This window comes from Mesobacillus selenatarsenatis SF-1, from assembly GCF_000813125.1.
GTDB classification, from domain to species: domain Bacteria; phylum Bacillota; class Bacilli; order Bacillales; family Cytobacillaceae; genus Mesobacillus; species Mesobacillus selenatarsenatis.
In genome coordinates this window covers 43,944-62,916 of record NZ_BASE01000046.1, presented here as the reverse complement: position 1 = coordinate 62,916, position 18,973 = coordinate 43,944, and the positions used below count along the sequence as shown (strand labels likewise).

Genomic DNA, 18,973 nt, shown 5'->3' with positions numbered 1-18,973 from the left:
CTCCCTTTCAGACTCTTTTCGTAACAATCGGGCAACCAATTTCAAGTGCTGCCGCAAATTGGCCATATTAAAAAAGAGCTCTCTTTTTATCATCGCCACCAGCTTACTTTTTATACTCTGCCTTCCTCCAAATGAAGAATGCTGTTGTTGCCAGCAGAGTAGAAATCAGCGCGACAATCACCCCACCATATACTCGCTCATCTTCATGGCCATAATAACCCTCGATCGCGTTGGATAGTGAGAATACATTGACAGCAAGGAACAGGAAGATCGAGAAGAATGCTACTCTTTTTTTATCCATGCCTTACTTCCCTCCCTACTGCGAAAACCTTGCCATCTTTGATTTCAAGAAGGATTTTTGGAAGCTCGCGCTGCGGCGGTCCTGCCATAGGCTGGCCGCTGTCTACATTGAAATAACCTTTGTGGCAAGGGCACAGCAAGACATTTTCCTTATGCTCGTAGAATACTGGGCATTGAAGGTGAGTACATTTATTATTGTACGCGACAAATTTGTCCTCCGGTGTCCTCACTAAAATGGCCGGTTCATTCTTCGTCGGGTAGTTGAAGTTTCTTGATTCGCCGACTGCCAGATCTTCAATATCGGTGATTTCTACTCGCTTCACTTCACCGTTTTCATCGCGCAGGAATGTGAAGATTCCAAATGGTGTCGTTGCAAGCCCAATGGCCACAGTCGCACCAAACGAAGCTTTCAAAAACGCCCTTCTATTCAAATGGACATCGTCTTTCCTGTTCAGATTATCAATCAGCTTGATCATATCTTTATCATCTTCATGATGGTTCTGTTTTTTATCATCACTCATAGCCAAATCCTCCCGTTCCTAGAGCTGAAACTTAACATCGATTTTTTCTGCCAGGTTAAGATATTCTTTAAACAGCGAGGTAGTTTCCGCAGCGATTGCAGGAGTCTCACTATTCTCATCCGCTTCCTGGATCGGCAGCTGCCCGAGCAATTCCGTACCGAGCTGCGATGCAAGCTCCTCACCGCCGCCTTTTCCGAAGATATAGTACTTCTGGTCGCTGTCTTCAGGCTTGAAATATGACATATTCTCGACCACGCCGATGACTTCATGCTTGCTCTTGATTGCCATTGATCCGGCGCGTTCCGCCACGAAAGATGCTGCCTTATGCGGTGTCGTCACGACGATTTCCTTGCTCTGCGGAATCATCAGGTGCATATCAAGGGCTACATCCCCGGTGCCAGGAGGCATATCAAGAATGAAATAATCCATTTCTCCCCAGAGGACATCTTCTGTAAAATGCTGGATCATTTTCCCGAGCATTGGGCCGCGCCAGACGATCGGTTCATTGTCCTTTACCAGGAAACCCATTGACATCACCTTGATGCCTTGCGCCTCAACCGGAATGATTTTTCCATTGAACGTTTTTGGTTTTGCATCTATATTAAGTATTTTTGGTACGCTGAATCCATATATATCAAGGTCGATGATTGCAACTGACTTGCCAAGTTTTTGCAGCGCAAGCGCAAGATTCACTGATAATGAAGACTTCCCTACTCCGCCTTTGCCGCTTGTCACCGCCAGCACATTTCCTTTTAACATGTTAAGCACCTCTTTTTTTGGATGGGTTATTATTCCCTACCTTATATCAAATTAGTTGAAACCCAACTGGAAAAAATCGCTGAAAATTTCCAAGTCGCCAATATAATTTTATTTTCGCCAATAAGTTGGTGGTTTTCGCCAATAAAATCATATTTTCGCCAATAAACTTGTGAAAACCGCCAATAAAATCAGATTTTCGCCAATAAATTTTAAAATTGGGCTAAATCCAGAAAAATAGAGCCGGCCCTAATGAACTTAGCGCTCTTTTCTGGCCGGCTCCATTAAATTATGATTGTGAATCAGTATAAACACCGAAGAATTCAGGCACATAATCCCATTTATTGCCCTCTTGAGGCTTTTTGCCTTCAACCAGGTTCATTTGGGTACGTTTTCTGCGCAATTGCTGCATTTCATCGAAGTCGATGAAACGGATTGCATCACTCGGGCAAACAGATGCACACATTGGCGCGATATCATGACGAGTTCGGTCATAGCACATATCACATTTGTACATTTTGTTTGTTTCGAAATCGAATTTAGGGATACCGAATGGGCAGCCGAATGTACAGTTACGGCAACCGATACATTTTTCTTCCATCGCCGACAGGACTACGCCCTCATCGGTAATTTGGATGGCGTTTGCCGGGCAGACACGCGCACATGCTGGGTCTTTACATTGCATGCAAAGCATCGGGAATGTCTGGCGGGATTCAGTGAAGTCTACATATTCTACATAGTTCCGTTCCTTGGCATCATGGTCCCCACACTCACGGCAGGCTGCCTGGCAGGCACGGCATCCTATACAGCGCTCAAATTCTAGATACATTATTTTATTCATAGTGGCCGTTCCTCCTATTTAGTCAGTTTTTCAAGCTTTACAGCACAGACTTTAAATTCAGGCATCCTTGAGAATGGATCCAGTGCCGGGCTGGTCAATTGGTTGACTGCCAGCTTTTTGCCCCAGTGGTAAGGGACGAACATTGTGTCTTTGCGGATTGCTTTTGTTATTTTAACCGGAGTGATCATCTCGCCACGTGGTGTGGAAAGCTTCACTCTTTCACCGTTTTCAATCTGGTACTTGCTTGCCAGTTCTGGGTGCATTTCAACGAATGGCTCAGGGCATTGCTCCATCAGGAAGTCAACGCGTCGTGTCTGGTTACCTGATAAGTAATGGAAGACAACGCGGCCTGTAGTCAGCCATAAAGGATACTCGTTTGATTGAACCTCTGAAGGTCCTCTGAAATCACAGACTGCAAGATTCGCTTTTCCATCTTCCGTAGCAAAACGCTCCTGGAAAATGGATGGAGTTCCCTTGGAGTCTTCTGTAGGTGCTGGCCAGAAAACGCCGTCCTGCTCGTCGATTTTTTCGTAAGTTACACCGTAGTAATCAGCCTTTCCGCCTTTTGAAGCGTGGCGAAGCTCGTCAAAAATCTCTCTTGGTTCGCTGTAATCGAAGTACTTTCCTTTACCAAGGCGGTCAGCGATCATGCTCATGATTTCCCAGTCAGGCTTCGATTCGCCAATTGGATCAACCACTTTACGTATGCGGATGACACGGCCTTCGATATTTGTAGTCGTTCCTTCGTCCTCCGCCCAAGTCGTTGCCGGAAGGACTACATCTGCAAGCTCGGCTGTTTCTGACATGAAGAAGTCGTTTACGACAAGGAAGTCAAGCTTCTCTAGTGAATCCTGGACGTAGTTGATATTTGGTGATGAAACAACCGGATTCGAGCAGATGACATGCAATGCGCGGATCGTCTTGTTCTGCATCAGATGAAACATTTCATATGCGGAAACGCCTTCCTTAGGCATTTCTTCTGGCTTGATGCCCCAGACGCCAGCAACATGCTCAACATCTTTAGGGTTTGCAATTTTTCGGTATCCTGGAAGAGCATCTGCTTTCTGGCCGTGTTCGCGACCACCCTGGCCGTTACCCTGTCCTGTGAAAGTGGCAACACCTGATGCGAATTTGCCGATTTGGCCTCTTAATAATGCCATAGATGTATATAGACTTACATTGTCAACGCCGGAAGTCTGCTGTTCCGCACCGCGTGCGAACATGACGACTGAGCGTGGTGATTTTCCGAAAATGTGTGCTGCCTTGATGATTTTCTCAGCTGCAACACCTGTAAGCTTTGATGTGTATTCTGGCGTGAATTTCGCCGTCATGTCTTTTAATTCTTCAAAATTATTGCAGCGTTCCTGGACATATTCATTATCCACGTAATCATGCTTGATTAAGAGGTGCATGATTCCGTTCGCCAAAGCTGAGTCTGTCCCTGGAAGCAGGTCAAGGTGGACGTCAGCAACTCGTGCTGTTGCAGTTTCACGCGGATCTGCTACGATCAGCTTTGCGCCTTTGTCCTTCGCCTTCCAGAACCACTGGATGCTTGTCGGATGGCATTCCGCTGTGTTGGAACCTGCCATGAAGAAAGTATCAGTGTGCTCAAGCTCAGTCCAAGGAAGCGTAGAGCCGCGGTCCATACCTAATGTCTTATTGAAACCGCCGGCAGCAGAGCTCATGCAGTAACGGCCGTTATAGTCAATGTAACGAGTTCCAAGGCCGACACGGGCGTACTTGCCAACAAGGTAGCACTTCTCATTTGTCATCGACACGCCGCCGTAAACGCCGACCGCATCTTTTCCGTAGTTCTCCTGAATTCCTTTATACTGGCTCTCAATCAAATCCAAAGCTTCGTCCCATGTTGCTTCGACGAACTTGCCGTTCTTTTTGATCAGAGGAGTCTTGATTCGGTCCGGATGATCGATCGTCTGGTAAGCTGTGACCCCTTTAGGACACATCTTTCCTTTTGTTAAAACCCAGTCATAACGCGGTTCAACACCGACAACCTTGTTATTCTTTTCATCAACGCGGATGTGCATGCCGCACTGCATCCCGCAGTAGCAGCAATGTGTTGTGACTAGCTTTTCACCTTTGCGGATCTGGTTTTTCACGCCTTCTTTAACGAGAAACTGGCTCATCTACTTTTTCCTCCTTTAAATCCTGGTCAAGTCCGTAAAACTCTTCCGAACGCTTTTTACTGAAGCCTGATATGTGAATACCGTTATTTGTATTAACTGGTCCGTATGGGTTGCCCTGTGGCGCTTCAAGATTCATTTGTTTCAATGCTCTCATCCTGCGGCGGCAGCCTGTGCAGTAGTCTGACAGGTAAGTGCCATCTGCAAGCTGCAGGTCGAAGTTCTGGCTTTTTAAAATTGCCTGGACATCCGCAATCTGGTCATCATTGCTGTATGGCTGTCCGCAGCTTTTACATGATTTCGTATCCACTTTGACCACCTCTTGATAACTCATTGGAACAGCTGTTGCCAGCGGCCTGATTGGCACGTGGAACAGTTTACCGAATGGGAAGTACATCAGCATGATGATGACTGTTACCTGGTGAATAAGCGACATATAATGGTGCATCCATCCATCCAGGAATGTGTACTGAATTGTCAGGATCAAGCCTGTAACTGTTACTGCCAATAGAATGATCAATGGCAGAATATCGAACTCGAATCGCTGGGTTACTTTTACATCATAATCAGTGATCCGTCGGTAAAGGGCCATCCCCGCTCCGATCAACACCATGATCGCGCCGATATTCAAACCGTTATAGACGATTTCAGCAAAAATTCCGTGTGCCGCCATCGTGATGGTCGGCATATCGAAAACGATGATCTGGTATGTTTCCGGGTCGATCAGATCAAAACGCATCCAACCGAATGTAAGACCGAATGTAATAGCGAATGAAATGATGCAGCCCCAAGAAATCATGAAGTGCTGAATTCCGCGGTAGATCCCGCGCTGGAAAATGAATTTTTGCAAAATGATATTATCGATCAAGGTTCTAACAAACGCTTTTGAATTTCTTTTCAATCTTTCTTTATTAAAAAGGTTATCAACACTCCGCTTCGCCACTCTGTTAGTGGCCTTTCGCCACATCCAGAAGCTCATCCTGATTGTCAGGCCAATTGCAAAGACTGTTGATGAGATTGCATATCCCAGAAGCGCCATATCAATATGGACAAACTTCGATGTTGAATACCACATTGAGAAAAACAATATCATTACTACGACAAAGGAATACATGCTTGTTTTTGAGTAAAAAGATTTCTCGAATTTGTACAACTTTGCTACCTCCCTGTAAATCGTTCCCGATTTCAAAATTCATCTTATCATGGAAAAACAGTCTAAATAGGGTTAAATTGTAAACACTTTGTGAATAGTGAAAAATTGATTTAATAATGTTTAGAAGCCCTAACCTCCACCGTGTACCTTACTTATCTAAATCTTAAGGGAGGCAGATTAAAAGATATGTGAAGTCCGTCACACCAGATTAAGTGGACACAAAATCGTAATAAATTCGTGATGGACTTAACAAACTAGCAGACTCTTTCTCGTTTATGGACACTTGGCAGCCTTTATGTGACGGTAATAGATGGTCGCCTTGGTTTATCCGCACATGATCCCTATGGATGTCTCACTGCACTACGAATTATTCCATCGCAGTTGATATCTGATCTCGTATTATGTCAGCAACAAAAGTCATACCCAATCTCTTTAATAGTTGTTAAAATGGTTTGCCCTCATTAAGTTGAGTTATTAGAAGTCCGGCATGCTTATGCCCTATACTGAAACTATCAAGCTAGAAAGGTTGGGGGAGTTATGGACAATTTCAAAGCTTTTATGGTGAACAAGACAGATAGTGATTTTTCAGCAGAGGTAAAAACGATTGGGCTGGAGGATCTTCCTGCGGGTGATGTGGTGATCAAGATTGCCTACTCAAGCGTCAACTTTAAAGACGGGCTTGCGAGCATCCCGAATGGCAAGATTGTCAGATCCTATCCCTTCGTCCCTGGCATCGACCTTGCCGGTACGGTTGTCCGTTCAGAAGACAATCGCTTCAAGGAAGGTGACGAAGTCATCGCCACCAGTTATGAAATAGGGGTTTCCCACTATGGAGGGTTCAGTGAATTTGCGCGTATTCCAGCAAAATGGATCGTGCCTTTGCCTAAAGGGTTGAATTTTAGGGAAGCCATGGTTTTCGGAACAGCCGGATTCACTGCTGCATTGTCCGTGCACCGACTTGAAGAGAACGGTCTTACTCCAGAAAAAGGGAAAGTTCTCGTTACGGGAGCAACCGGAGGAGTTGGCAGCGTCGCTGTGGCGATGCTGGCGAAAAGAGGGTATCACGTCGTTGCCAGCACGGGGAAAGCTTCGGAACACGAATACCTTCGCAAAATTGGAGCTGAAGAAATCATCAGCCGTGAAGAGCTCGTTGGTGAAAAAACGAAGCCTCTCGATCAGCAGCTTTGGGCAGCAGCCGTTGACCCCGTCGGCGGTAAGACTTTATCTGCAATCCTCAGTAAGCTTGAATACAATGGTTCAGTCGCAGTCAGCGGTTTGACTGGCGGAACAGATGTCCCAACAACCGTTTTCCCGTTCATACTGAGAGGAATAAACCTTCTTGGCATCGATTCCGTTTACTGCCCAATGGATACGCGAAAGCTTCTTTGGCAGCGAATGGCAACCGACTTGAAGCCAGAGGGATTATTGGAAACGATTGAAAACGAAGTGTCATTAGAAGAACTGCCTGGCGTTCTGGCCAGTATCTTAAAAGGCGAGAACCGTGGACGGACGATTGTAAAAATGTAAACAAAAAATCCCGGACCCTGCAGACTGGGTTCGGGATTTTTTACAGTATCAATGAGACTAATTAATTTTGTGCTGCCATCTGCTCTGAATCTACTTTTGCCAAGTGCCCACAGTCGTTCAGGAACATCACTGTCTTTTGTCCTCCATTCACCTTGAGCAAATGAATTCCGGTATCTCCTGTAGGAAAATAAGTATCCGATAAAACTGGCAGATTCAAGAAAGCTCTTAACAGGTTAGAAATCATTCCGCCGTGTGAAACAATGGCAATTCGTTTCCTTCCAGCACTTTCTGCAAGTATCTTTGAAAATACTGTTTGGGCGCGGAAGCGGAATTCTAGTTCTGATTCGCCTTCTTCAATAGGTTCATGAGGTTTCCTGCCTCCCTCTGGCTCCGGATAGCGGATCTTTGCTTCCACATATGGCAACCCTGCCAAAACCCCATTATTAAACTCTCTCAAACTATCCTCTTCGATGACCGGGATTCCCGTTTCTTGACTAAGAATCTCTGCCGTTTCTCTTGCGCGTTTCAGGGTGCTTGCCCAGATGACCTCTGGCATGTATTTCTCTTTTACCACTTTCGCCATTTCCTTTGCCTGCCTGCGGCCATGATCTGTCAGCAGCAAATCCGCCCGGCCCTCATGCACCTGAAGGATATCCCCCTCCGACTCACCATGCCTGATCAATAGAATTTCCATGTCTTTTCCCCTTTTAAAAAAGTATATTAAAAATTATTCTACATAGTCATGAAAATCCCTTTTAACGACGGTAAAATTTGGATGTTCCTGCCTGAGTTTACTCTTTTTCTCCATAAAAAATGACTCACATTTTCACATGAGTCATTTCCCCTATTTTACAGGACCAAGGCTTGACCTTCTGATTACCTGGTTAATTACTTCAGAAAAGACAAGTCCAACAGCTATTGCACCGGAGATCATCGATGCTTTTGCAGCCAAAGAAAGAGCTACACCATAATCATTCTCCACGAAATTCCTCATCGCATCATACGCCAGTCCTCCCGGAACAAGAGGAATAATCCCGGCGACACTAAAAATGATGATCGGTGTCCGATATGCCTTCGCAAATACCTGGCTGACAACGGCAATTAAAAATGAAGCCATCAATGTGGCAAAAATCGTCCCGAATCCATTTACATCAAGCGCAAAATAAACAATCCAGCCTACCATCCCGGAAATGCCGCATTTGACCAACGATTCTTTAGGAGCGTTGAAAATAATTCCGAACGCTGTAGACGCAATAAAACTCGTAATAAGGTGTTCTATATAAATCATCGCCACTTCTCCTGACTACAAGAAAGATAAAATTGCCGCTATGCCCGATCCAATAGCAAACGCCGTCAACAGTGCTTCTGCTCCTTTTGACAACCCTGAAACCAAATGACCTGCCATCAGGTCCCTGACCGCATTCGTGATTAGCAGTCCCGGTACAAGCGGCATTACTGAGCCGATGATAATTTTATCAAGCTCCTGCCCGAGACCAAATTTAACAAAGAAGAACGACACCATCCCAATGAAGAAGGAAGATAGGAATTCTGCGAAAAATTTAACTGGGACAATCTTATGAAAGTAAACAACCAGGAAAAAACCGATTCCCCCGGCAGCCATCGAAGGCAGGAAGTCCAGCCAGCTTCCCATGAACATGATTGTAAAACAGCCGCTCGCGATCGCTGCCGCCAGGATTTGAATTATAAACGAATAGGTCAGATTTGCTTCCTCAATCTCCCCCAGGAGCTTGCAGGCTTCCCTCAAACCAACCTCGCCGCTGCTGATTCTACGCGAAACACTGTTGACCATTGCCACCTTCCTTAAATCGGTTGTCCGGTCAGATATACGTACTAGCTTCGTCCTTTCGGGGCCTACTCCTTCTACTGAAAAAATAATGCCTGTTGGTGTTACATAGCTATGCGTCTGATCAATGCCGAATGCAGAAGCCATCCGCGACATCGTATCTTCCACCCGATATGTCTCAGCGCCACTCTGAAGCATGATTTTTCCGGCTAGCATGCATGCACGCATCACTTCAAATGTTTGATCCTGATTCTCCATAAAAGTCCTCACTTACCAATCCGTACTGTCTAAATTTCTTTATCAGTTTAAATCAAAACAGAGCCTATTAGCAACCATAGAAAAAACCAGCCCTTCACACAGGGCTGGCTTCTCAGGAAACAGCTTCCTCCGGCTGACGGATAGCTTTTGTACGTCTCCCCTTTAAAATGGTCAGAACTAATGCTATTAAGATAAATCCACTGGATATCTGGAACAAAGTTCCCAGTTCAATATACTGGGCCAGGACGCCGAAAACCAGCCCGCTTAAACCGATTCCCAGGTCAATGGATGAGAAGAACATTCCATTCGCGACTCCACGTCGGTTTGGCGGTGTAATCGATAATGTCCATGATTGCAAGGTTGGAATCAATAAACCGAATCCTATACCGAATAGTACTCCAGCAACAGCAATCATCATATTAGAATGAGCAAATGACAGCACCCACATACCTGCAAATGTAATGGAGATTGTTAGAATAACGAGACCGATTGGTCCTTTTTGATCAAACCACTTTCCGGCAACCGGACGTGAGAGTGATGCAAAAATTGCATTACACAGGTAAAACAAGAATATCTGCTCGATCCCGCGTTCTTCGCCAAAAATGACAATGAATGTGACAATCGTTCCATAGCCCAGACTGATCAACAACGTCAAGACCGCAGGGAACCAGCCAGATTTCTCAACAAGCGATCCAAGATATGTGAACTTTAAGTCTTCTTTCTTCGTCTCTAAAACTTGATCAGGAGTTTGGTAGTGAACCGATGCAAGCAGCAGTAAGGCAATGACGCCAAGTACTCCCGAAAAGTATACCAGGTTTTCAAAGGTCGTAATCTGGTACAAAAAGATTCCCAGACTCGGTGCTATAATCATTCCGATTGTTATCGAAAGACCAAAATAGCCCATTCCTTCCCCAAGCCGGGAGTTAGGGACAACATCCACTGCTGCCGTTCCGTTTACTGTTGTAGACCAGCCCCATGCAAGACCATGCAACAATCGAAACGCAAGGAAAATGATAACGACCTGAGACAGCGGGTATAAGAATGTGATCAAAAGAAGCATCAGGGCACCGATCAAGACAAGCGGTTTTCGTGCTTTATATTCAAGCATAAATCCAATGAACGGCCGGCTCAAAACAGCCCCTATCGAGAATAGCGCGGTAACAAGACCAATTTCAGTCCCGCTCGCACCGATTGATTTTATATATGGTGGCAATGTAGGAATCAGCATCTGGAATGACATAAAGATAAATAGATTCCCGACCATCAATTTAATGAACGAAGAGGTCCATAATGGCTCTTTTTGTTGTGACAATGTATATCTCCCCTTTTACTAAAAAAAGAAAAAAATCTTCTGCGGCAGAAGATTTTCATGTGTATTTCGCATCTCTAAATAATAGCACAGCACACTGTATAAATAAAAGGGAAATTTTGTTTTATTGGAGGTATTTAGGATTTTGCTGCGCATTTGATTTATTGAGTTCATCGAAAATGTCAGGCTTCGCCGACTCCGGCTTCTCGTCCATTTTCATGACCATTGCCGGAAGATAATCATTCAATATCTTTTTAAACTCTCCGACCGTGAGCGGTTTTGCGTCATCCTCCAGCTCATATCCAAGCTGGCCATTAGGTTCAATTGTTGCAAATTTAACATCTTCCAGTTTCGTAATCCCTTTATTCCTCAGTCTCATCTCCAGCTGGTCAACTGTCAGCCTAAGCTTCTTCAAATTCTTGATATTAAGCTGCCCATTTTGGATAATGATTTTTGATTTCCCTGTGATGAACTTTTCAAAGAGATTAAATTTAAGCTGTAGATACTCCAGAATCACAATCGCAGCGACAAAGATCGCTGCCCCGGCAATCGCCTTCCACATGCTCTTTTGCACAATCGGCTGGACTATAATCGTCCCAAGTGAAATCATAACAACTGTTTGTGCCAATGTCATTTGGGAAATCGACTTCCTGCCTGCGATTCTCAATAATAGAATTCCTGATAAAATCAAAAAAGCCGTTTGCCATACAAAAGTGAAATCCATAAGCGCCTCCTAGAAAAATTTCTACCATTAATTTCTCCAGTGGAGGATTTTTTATGAAACTAAGAAAAGCGCAAGTGCCTTGTTCAGCCCCGACAAGCACTGGAGGGCCGACCAGTGAAGTCGTTCTTTGACTTCATGGGGCGAACCGAAAACGAAAAGCAGCGGCGACTGTCCAACTCCGACAAGCGCTGGAGGGCCTGACAGTGAAGGCGGTCTTTGACTTCATAGGCAGGACCGAAACGTCTCGAGGAGTTAGGAGCAGCAGCTGGACAAGCGACTCGAGGGGCTATGCGCTGGAGCTGGACACTAATCTAAGTGTAAAAGTTTTATACTTACTTATAAAATCAAAAAAACGGCACTACATGGAGCGCCGTCCTATAAACTCTATTTATAATGTTACTGGCTTTTCGATTACAATTTCTGTTCTGGTGACATTCACCGGATTTGAGATTGTATCATCCACCGGACATGTTTTAGCAATGAAATCTGCCAGGGCCCTGATGTTCTCTTCCGGAGATGGCGATTTAATATAGTAGGTATAACGAATATCTGAATAGCCGCGGCGCACATCTGACTTGTTCATGAACCCATCGGTATCAAGGTCCCCTTCCAATTCGACGCGGAAATCCTCTAATACTACTCCGAATTTTTGGCTGTACACTCGTGCCACGATGGATTGGCAAGCTCCTAATGCACCAAGAAGCATTTCCACAGGATTCATCCCCTGGTCGGTCCCTCCTAAATTGACAGGCTCATCAATCGTGATATGGAACCCCCTGGCCTGAACATCAACCTTCACCCCTTCTTGCAATGCAGCAGTGGCTTTGAAAATTTCTTTTGGCATGATATTCCCTCCTTTATATTTACACCTTCATTTTCCTCTTTTTTAAGCTGGTTTCCTTCTTAAAATAGCCAATGACACAAAAGATTCATGATGTTTTGTACAGATTGTGAAACGATGAACATTTAGTGAATCTAATATTTTCCCAACTCTATTTAGGTTTCTTGCTAACTTGCTTTGGATAAATAAAAATGTATGAATTTTCACACATTTCAAAGGAGGAAAATATGAAAAAGATCAATATTTTTGCGGTAGCACTCGTGTTATTTAGTTTTATTTTATCACCATCATTCTCCAGCCCAAAAGCATCCTTGCTTTCAGTTGAGCTGGACCCCAAGCTTGAAAGCCTGCTGGCTAATCCATTGAGCAATGAAGAAGTTGAACTGATTATCACTTATAAAGACATGCCATTGCTTTCGGATATTAAGCTTTTAAAACTATTAGGTTTCGAGGTGAACCCTTTCAGCGAGCTTCCAATGGTGGCAGTTAAAGGGAAGATTGGCCTCGTCAATGAACTGCTCCTAACAGCAACCAATATTCTCTCGATTTACGCAAATGATGATCTGGAATATTTCCTTCGTGACAGCAGGGCACTTATTGGGGCAGAAGCTGTTTGGAATGCCCTGGGCTACACCGGGAAAGGAGTTACTGTTGCTGTAATCGACAGCGGCATTGATGCTACCCATCCTGATTTGCAGTACGGTGAAAAAGTTATCCAGAATGTGAAATTCATTGTTGGTGACCTTTTCGGCAACCAGCCTCTTTACCTTGAGAACCAGTTAAACACAGACACCACCTCCGGCCACGGCACCCATGTTGCCGGAACAATTGCCGGTAGCGGGACCTCTAGCGATGGCCTATATAAAGGAGTTGCTCCAGACGCTAAATTAGTAGGACTTGGCGTTGGCGAGGCTATCAATATTCTTTGGTCACTGGAAGCTTTTGATTATGCTATTAAGAATCAAGAAAAGTACGGAATCGACATCATCAGCAACAGCTGGGGTTCAACCGGGGAGTATTCTCCTGATCACCCAATCAATATCGCTTCCAAAAAAGCGCATGACGCAGGCATGACGGTTGTGTTTGCAGCAGGAAATGAAGGTCCAGATGATAACACGCTAAACCCATACTCAGCGGCTCCTTGGGTCATAAGTGTAGCAGCCGGAACCAAGGATAAACAACTTGCCGACTTCTCATCACGAGGTGTTGCAGGAGACGAATACCTGCACCCTGACATCACAGCTCCAGGCGTCGATATCGTGGCAACACGTTCTTCCACCGGCATTGTCATGAATCTATTAGGTACAGTCACCGATGTCTCTTATATCGATGGAGTTCACCTGCCTTACTATACAACATCCAGCGGCACAAGTATGGCTGCACCACATATTTCTGGTGTCGTTGCTTTAATGAAGGAAGCTAACCCTTCTCTCAATCCGGATCTGGCACTCGACCTGATGATCCAAACCGCCGATCCAATGCCTGAATACCAGCTCCATGAAGTAGGTGCAGGCTACGTCAATGCCTATGAAGCAGTCCAAGCAGCCTCATCCAGTAAGTAACCACACTATCAAATAAAGGTAAGAAAAAATATACCAGAATCCTCCTCGATACCGGGGAGGATTTTTCATGTGACAAATACCACACTGCATCTCTTGTATTTCCCACTAATATGAGTTACGTTTGAATCAAAAACCTGAATATTCGGAAAGGAGATGCTTTGGATGCTTGATTGCAGGGATGAGGTTTTATTTTATACGAAGCAGCTTGTGAACATCGGAAGCATTGTCAACACAAATGGAGAGAACGAGATTGCCCAGGCACTTTATACGATGATTTCATCGTTTCCTTATTTTATAGAGAATCCGTCACACGTCATCAAACCGCAAACCCAGAATGATGTACTCGAACGGTACAATGTCATGGCTTTTGTAAAAGGCACAAAAGGAAACAGCAACCGTACTGTCATTCTGATGGGACATTTTGATACAGTAGGAATCGATGATTTTACACAACTGGCTGATTTGGCATTTGATCCGGACCAACTGCTTGTTGAGCTAAAAAAAGAGAATCTGCCACCGCTTGTAAATGAACATGCGCAATCAGGTGAATGGATGTTTGGCCGCGGGGTGCTTGATATGAAGAGCGGCGTCGCTTCCAACCTCTATCTCCTGAAATACTTTTCTGAACACCCAGAGGAGCTCGATGGCAATCTTGTTTTTTTAACGGAGTGTGATGAAGAGGACAGTTCGTATGGAATCCTCTCTGCCGTCAAAGACCTGAACGCCTGGAAAGAAAAGCACAACTTTGAATATGTCGCTGCAGTCAATAGCGACTTTGTCTCACCCCGGTTTACAGGAGATAAGAATCGTTATATCTATAAAGGAACTGTCGGAAAGCTGCTCCCTTCTTTTTACATTACAGGCTCTGAAACGCATGTCGGTTCCGCTTTCGAAGGCCTGGATCCGAATCTGATCGCTGCAGAATTGACGAGACAAATCGACTATAATCCTGACCTGTGCAATGAGGCATTCGGCGAGACGACGATTCCGCCGGTTTCCCTGAAGCAGATGGACCTGAAGCCTAACTATACTGTGCAAACGGCTCTGGCTGCTTATGTTTATTACAACTTCTTCATTCACTCCTGGACGCCAAAGGATGTTTTGGAAAAATTGAAGGAGCAAGCTCATATTGCTTTTGAAAAAGCATTGAAGCTGTACGAGGAACGATATCAGCATTTTTGCAAAATCAGCGGTGAGCCAGGCAGGGAGATTCAATGGAAGCCGAGGGTAATGACTTATGAAGACATGGAAGCTGAACTCATCAAGGCCCATGGCACTGATTACACTGCCCACATGGTGGAATTCAAGGATGATCTCCTTCTCGATGCCAGCCTGGACCTGAGGATGTACGCAGCTAGAGTGGTCGAAGAGGCCTGGAAATGGATGCCCGACCAGAGTCCGGCAATCATTATCTTTTACTCTTCCCTCTACTCGCCAAGGATTGAAGTGACTGGTGAAACTGAGGATGAGCGAAATCTGATTGACGCTTTAGACAACGCTGTCAAAACGGTACAGCCGGGCTATGATGAGCCAATCGTTGTCCGCAGTTTCTTTCCTTATATATCTGACATGAGTTTTGTCGCTTTGAGTGATGATGATGAAGCTTTGGACTTCGCATCCCGGAACAATCCAAGCTGGGGAACGAAATTTTTCGTGGACTACCAGGAAATCCGCGAACTAAATGTGCCAGTCATTAACATCGGACCTTACGGGTTGGACGCCCATAAACGATATGAACGAATGGAAATAGACTACTCTGTTAAGATAGTTCCGAACCTTACTTACGAAGTCATTCGGAATGTTTTAGCCAAATAATCTGCAGGTGCCTTTTTTAAGGCACCTTTTTGATATTTCACTACTTGTTTTTCCGCTTTTTTCTTATTACTATATAGTTCAGTGGAAATATATTATAGTAATCATTAAAATAAAGATAATGAGACTGAACAAAGGAAAGGCTGATTTCAATTGGAAGAAAACTCTAATTTTATAAAAACGATCATAAAGGAAGATTTGGAGAGTGGCAAGCGCGATAAAGTCGTGACTCGATTCCCTCCAGAACCAAACGGATACCTACATATCGGTCACGCAAAATCCATCGTCATCAACTTTGACCTTGCAGATGAATTCGGCGGCAAAACAAATCTCCGCTTTGACGACACGAACCCATTGAAGGAAGACCAGGAATTCGTCGATGCCATCAAGGAAGATGTCGAATGGCTAGGCTATGAATGGGAAGGCTTGTTCTTTGCATCTGACTACTTCGATGAAATGTATGATCGTGCTGTCCTGTTGATAAAAAAAGGACTCGCATATGTGGATGATTTATCAGCAGATGAAATCCGTGAATACCGCGGCACCCTTTCCGAGCCTGGCAAGGATAGTCCGTACCGCAACCGTTCTGTTGAGGAGAATCTTGAGCTGTTTGAAAAGATGCGTAATGGAGATTTCGCCAATGGTGAAAAGGTATTGCGTGCAAAGATTGATATGTCATCACCGAACATCAACTTGCGTGACCCGGTCATCTACCGAATTTCCCATGCAACACACCATAACACAGGCGACAAGTGGTGCATCTATCCAATGTACGCTTTTGCCCATCCAATCGAGGACGCGCTTGAGGGTGTTACCCACAGCTTGTGCACAACCGAGTTCGAAGACCAGCGTCCGCTTTATGACTGGGTTGTTCGTGAGTGCGAAATGGAAGCAACACCACAGCAAATTGAATTTGGCCGCCTGAATCTGACAAATACGGTAATGAGCAAGCGCAAACTGAAGCAGCTTGTCGAGGAAAAATATGTCGATGGCTGGGATGACCCTCGCCTGCCGACAATCTCCGGCTTAAGAAGACGCGGCTTCACACCAGAAGCTATCCGTGAATTTGTAAAAGCGGCTGGAGTTTCCAAAGGATACTCAACAGTTGACGCACAAATGCTCGAACACTTTGTCCGTGAAGACCTTAAGCTGAAGGCTCCTCGTACAATGGGCGTGCTTCGTCCATTGAAAGTCGTCATCACAAACTATCCGGAAGGCGAAGTCGAATGGCTTGATGCCGATATCAACCCGGAAAATCCGGAAATGGGAACTAGGAAAATTCCATTCTCCCGTGAGATTTATGTTGAGCAGGATGATTTCATGGAAAATCCTCCAGCAAAATACTTCCGCCTCTTCCCTGGTAATGAAGTCCGCTTGAAGCATGCTTATTTTATCAAGTGTGAAGAAGTGATTAAAGATGAGAATGGCGAAGTAGTTGAGCTTCGCTGCACCTATGATGTAGAAACAAAGAGCGGATCTGGCTTCACTGGCCGCAAGGTAAAAGGAACACTTCACTGGGTAGACGCAACACATGCACTTCCAGCAGAATTCCGCCTGTATGAGCCGTTGATTTTGGACAGCGAAGAAGAAGAAGCTGAAGAAGCAGACAACAAATCATTCCTTGATTATGTGAATGAAAAATCCCTTGAAATCGTGAACGGCTTCATCGAGCCAAACATGAATGACGCCGAGCCGCAGGACAAATACCAGTTCTTCCGCCACGGCTACTTCAACGTCGATCCAAAGCATACTACAGAAGACAAGAAAGTCTTCAACCGCATTGTGTCGCTGAAGAGCTCGTTTAAGCTTTAATATAGTTTGGAATAGTAACCTCCCCGGGTGTGAGTTAGATCCGGGGAGGTTTTTGTTTGGTACTGAGTTCGGGTTGAGTGATGTTTTTGTGCATGTACTTGCATTCGGACAGATAAACTCCTTATGCCTGCTAACCTGTCCGAACTTCCTTCTTTTTCTTGACAGCTTTTCCGTGTTCGCCCCCTAACCTGTCACAATAACGACTTTTTCTTGACAGCTTTTCCATGCTCGCCCTCAAACCTGTCACAATAACGGCTTTTTCTTGACAGCTTTTCCATGTTCACCCCCAAACCTGTCACAATAACTGCTTTTTCTTAACAGCTTTTCCGTGTTCACCCCCAAACCTGTCACAATAACGGCTTTTTCTTGACAGCTTTTCCGTGTTACTCCCAAACTTGTCATAATAACGGCTTTTTCTTGACAGCTTTTCCGTGTTCGTCCCCAAACCTGTCACAATAACGACCTTTTCTTGACAGCTTTAATGTGTCCGCCTCCAAACCTGTCACAATAACGGCTTTTTCTTGACAGCTTTTCCGTAATCGCCCCCAAATCTGTCACAATAACAACTATTCCTTTCTCTGCCTAAATCACAAATTCTCTTTTTAAAAGGATAATCTGCTTTTAATCTAGAACTTTATATAGCAACTATTTTTACAGAGGTGAGCATAATGGAAATTCGACGATTAAATGGCGGGGATGCTGAGGGATATCGGGTCCTGCGTCATGAAGCTTTACTTAAGAACCCTGAGGCATTCAGCTCAAGTTATGAGGATGAGATGTATTATGAAGCATCGGATTACGGTCAAAGGCTAGATAGTAAATTCACATACACTTTCGGAGCATTCAACGAGGGGCAACTTGTTGGTGTTGTTACCCTTGTTCCTGAAGGGAAAGTTAAAATAAGGCACCGTGCTAATATTTTTGCCATGTACGTGACTCCTTCACAGCGTGGTCACGGCACTGGAAGGCTTTTAATGAAGATGGCCATTCAACAGGCTTCTGAATTAACTAGTATTGAGCAGATTTACCTGACGGTGAATGCCAGCAATGAGCCAGCCAAAAAGCTTTACTCTTCTCTTGGCTTCGAAACTTATGGAGTAGATAAAAAAGCGATGGTGATCGACGGAACCTATCATGACGAAGATTTGATGGTGCTATTCTTATAAAAGGCCTTAATTGGCCTTTTTTTCATGTTTATTTTTTGCTGAAAAAGGAAGTAGGTATAAGATGAGTCTTTTCAGGAAAGGAGATTGTCCATGTTTTTAGACGCTTATGTTAACCAAAAGGTGCAAATTAAACTGAAGAATTTTCCCGAAAGCATGATTGGGGATATTACGGGAATCTACCAGCCAGATGAATGGTATCTGGTAAAAATAGTACATGCGGAGAATATGGGAATATGGGTTGAAAATCCTTGCTATAAGCGGACTCCAGTCCAGAAGGAAGATGGAACCGCCATACCCGCCGAAGACCAGGTAGAGGAAACCTGCATCACTCACATGTTCCTGCGCTGGGATTATATCGCCTCTGTGATCACCTTCCCGGATTCAGATCCAAAAGCTGATAAAAAAGCGAAGTTAATCGGGTTCCAGCCGGATGTTGATTAGAAAAA

At 44.6% G+C, this 18,973-nt stretch carries 18 protein-coding genes; 6 read left to right on the top strand and 12 right to left on the bottom strand.

Translation table 11 applies throughout. The features are described 5' to 3' along the window. Positions 1 to 103 precede the first annotated feature (103 nt). From TY49_RS10900 to TY49_RS10875, 6 genes are all read right to left on the bottom strand, one after another. The gene (locus TY49_RS10900) at positions 104 to 301 is read right to left on the bottom strand and encodes a hypothetical protein (RefSeq protein WP_041965937.1); all 198 of its coding nucleotides are present in this window, start codon (positions 299 to 301) and stop codon (positions 104 to 106) included. Continuing rightward, a complete protein-coding gene (locus TY49_RS10895; RefSeq protein ID WP_041965936.1) occupies positions 294 to 821 on the bottom strand; it encodes a QcrA and Rieske domain-containing protein in 528 nt (175 codons plus the stop codon). Before TY49_RS10895 ends, TY49_RS10900 begins: the two co-directional genes overlap by 8 nt. A gap of 18 nt (positions 822 to 839) precedes the next feature. Next, positions 840 to 1,580, bottom strand: a complete 741-nt coding sequence (locus TY49_RS10890) for an Mrp/NBP35 family ATP-binding protein (RefSeq protein WP_052442160.1) — start codon at positions 1,578 to 1,580, stop codon at positions 840 to 842. Between the two features lie 286 nt (positions 1,581 to 1,866). Continuing rightward, on the bottom strand, positions 1,867 to 2,418 hold the full coding sequence (locus TY49_RS10885; RefSeq protein WP_023625614.1) for a 4Fe-4S dicluster domain-containing protein: 552 nt from the start codon (positions 2,416 to 2,418) through the stop codon (positions 1,867 to 1,869). 14 nt (positions 2,419 to 2,432) lie between these two features. Beyond that, positions 2,433 to 4,562, bottom strand: coding sequence for a formate dehydrogenase subunit alpha (gene fdhF, locus TY49_RS10880; protein WP_041965935.1), 2,130 nt, complete (start codon positions 4,560 to 4,562; stop codon positions 2,433 to 2,435). After that, positions 4,543 to 5,712 carry an MFS transporter gene (locus TY49_RS10875; RefSeq protein ID WP_232310440.1) on the bottom strand — a complete coding sequence of 390 codons (1,170 nt, stop codon included), beginning with the start codon at positions 5,710 to 5,712 and terminating at the stop codon, positions 4,543 to 4,545. The genes fdhF and TY49_RS10875 overlap by 20 nt, the downstream gene beginning before the upstream one ends. Positions 5,713 to 6,249: 537 nt before the next feature. Here TY49_RS10875 and TY49_RS10870 point away from each other — a divergent pair. Then, the gene (locus TY49_RS10870) at positions 6,250 to 7,239 is read left to right on the top strand and encodes an NADPH:quinone oxidoreductase family protein (protein WP_041965934.1); all 990 of its coding nucleotides are present in this window, start codon (positions 6,250 to 6,252) and stop codon (positions 7,237 to 7,239) included. A 61-nt stretch (positions 7,240 to 7,300) separates the two neighbouring features. Here the strand turns inward: TY49_RS10870 and TY49_RS10865 are convergent, their stop codons facing one another. From TY49_RS10865 to TY49_RS10840, 6 genes are all read right to left on the bottom strand, one after another. Next, the gene (locus tag TY49_RS10865) at positions 7,301 to 7,933 is read right to left on the bottom strand and encodes a histidine phosphatase family protein (RefSeq protein ID WP_041965933.1); all 633 of its coding nucleotides are present in this window, start codon (positions 7,931 to 7,933) and stop codon (positions 7,301 to 7,303) included. Positions 7,934 to 8,083: 150 nt separating this feature from the next. Then, positions 8,084 to 8,527, bottom strand: a complete 444-nt coding sequence (locus tag TY49_RS10860) for a threonine/serine exporter family protein (protein ID WP_041965932.1) — start codon at positions 8,525 to 8,527, stop codon at positions 8,084 to 8,086. Positions 8,528 to 8,542: 15 nt separating this feature from the next. After that, positions 8,543 to 9,301, bottom strand: a complete 759-nt coding sequence (locus tag TY49_RS10855; protein ID WP_041965931.1) for a threonine/serine exporter family protein — start codon at positions 9,299 to 9,301, stop codon at positions 8,543 to 8,545. 112 nt (positions 9,302 to 9,413) lie between these two features. Further along, positions 9,414 to 10,565: an MFS transporter gene (locus tag TY49_RS10850; protein ID WP_041965968.1), complete on the bottom strand. Its 1,152-nt coding sequence runs from the start codon at positions 10,563 to 10,565 to the stop codon at positions 9,414 to 9,416. 169 nt (positions 10,566 to 10,734) lie between these two features. Further along, a complete protein-coding gene (locus TY49_RS10845; RefSeq protein ID WP_041965930.1) occupies positions 10,735 to 11,334 on the bottom strand; it encodes a DUF421 domain-containing protein in 600 nt (199 codons plus the stop codon). Between the two features lie 388 nt (positions 11,335 to 11,722). Next, positions 11,723 to 12,178: an OsmC family protein gene (locus tag TY49_RS10840; RefSeq protein ID WP_041965929.1), complete on the bottom strand. Its 456-nt coding sequence runs from the start codon at positions 12,176 to 12,178 to the stop codon at positions 11,723 to 11,725. A 224-nt stretch (positions 12,179 to 12,402) separates the two neighbouring features. On the opposite strand from TY49_RS10840, the gene TY49_RS10835 reads away from it, so the two are divergent. The 5 genes from TY49_RS10835 (at position 12,403) to TY49_RS10815 (ending at position 18,968) form a co-directional block, all read left to right on the top strand. Beyond that, complete coding sequence (locus tag TY49_RS10835) at positions 12,403 to 13,737, top strand: S8 family peptidase (RefSeq protein WP_041965928.1); 1,335 nt, start codon at positions 12,403 to 12,405, stop codon at positions 13,735 to 13,737. A 162-nt stretch (positions 13,738 to 13,899) separates the two neighbouring features. Continuing rightward, positions 13,900 to 15,552: a M20/M25/M40 family metallo-hydrolase gene (locus tag TY49_RS10830; RefSeq protein WP_041965927.1), complete on the top strand. Its 1,653-nt coding sequence runs from the start codon at positions 13,900 to 13,902 to the stop codon at positions 15,550 to 15,552. Positions 15,553 to 15,702: 150 nt separating this feature from the next. Next, positions 15,703 to 17,361, top strand: coding sequence for a glutamine--tRNA ligase/YqeY domain fusion protein (locus TY49_RS10825; protein ID WP_041965926.1), 1,659 nt, complete (start codon positions 15,703 to 15,705; stop codon positions 17,359 to 17,361). Between the two features lie 668 nt (positions 17,362 to 18,029). Continuing rightward, positions 18,030 to 18,527 carry a GNAT family N-acetyltransferase gene (locus tag TY49_RS10820; protein ID WP_041965925.1) on the top strand — a complete coding sequence of 166 codons (498 nt, stop codon included), beginning with the start codon at positions 18,030 to 18,032 and terminating at the stop codon, positions 18,525 to 18,527. 90 nt (positions 18,528 to 18,617) lie between these two features. Continuing rightward, a complete protein-coding gene (locus tag TY49_RS10815; RefSeq protein ID WP_041965924.1) occupies positions 18,618 to 18,968 on the top strand; it encodes a hypothetical protein in 351 nt (116 codons plus the stop codon). Positions 18,969 to 18,973 lie beyond the last annotated feature (5 nt).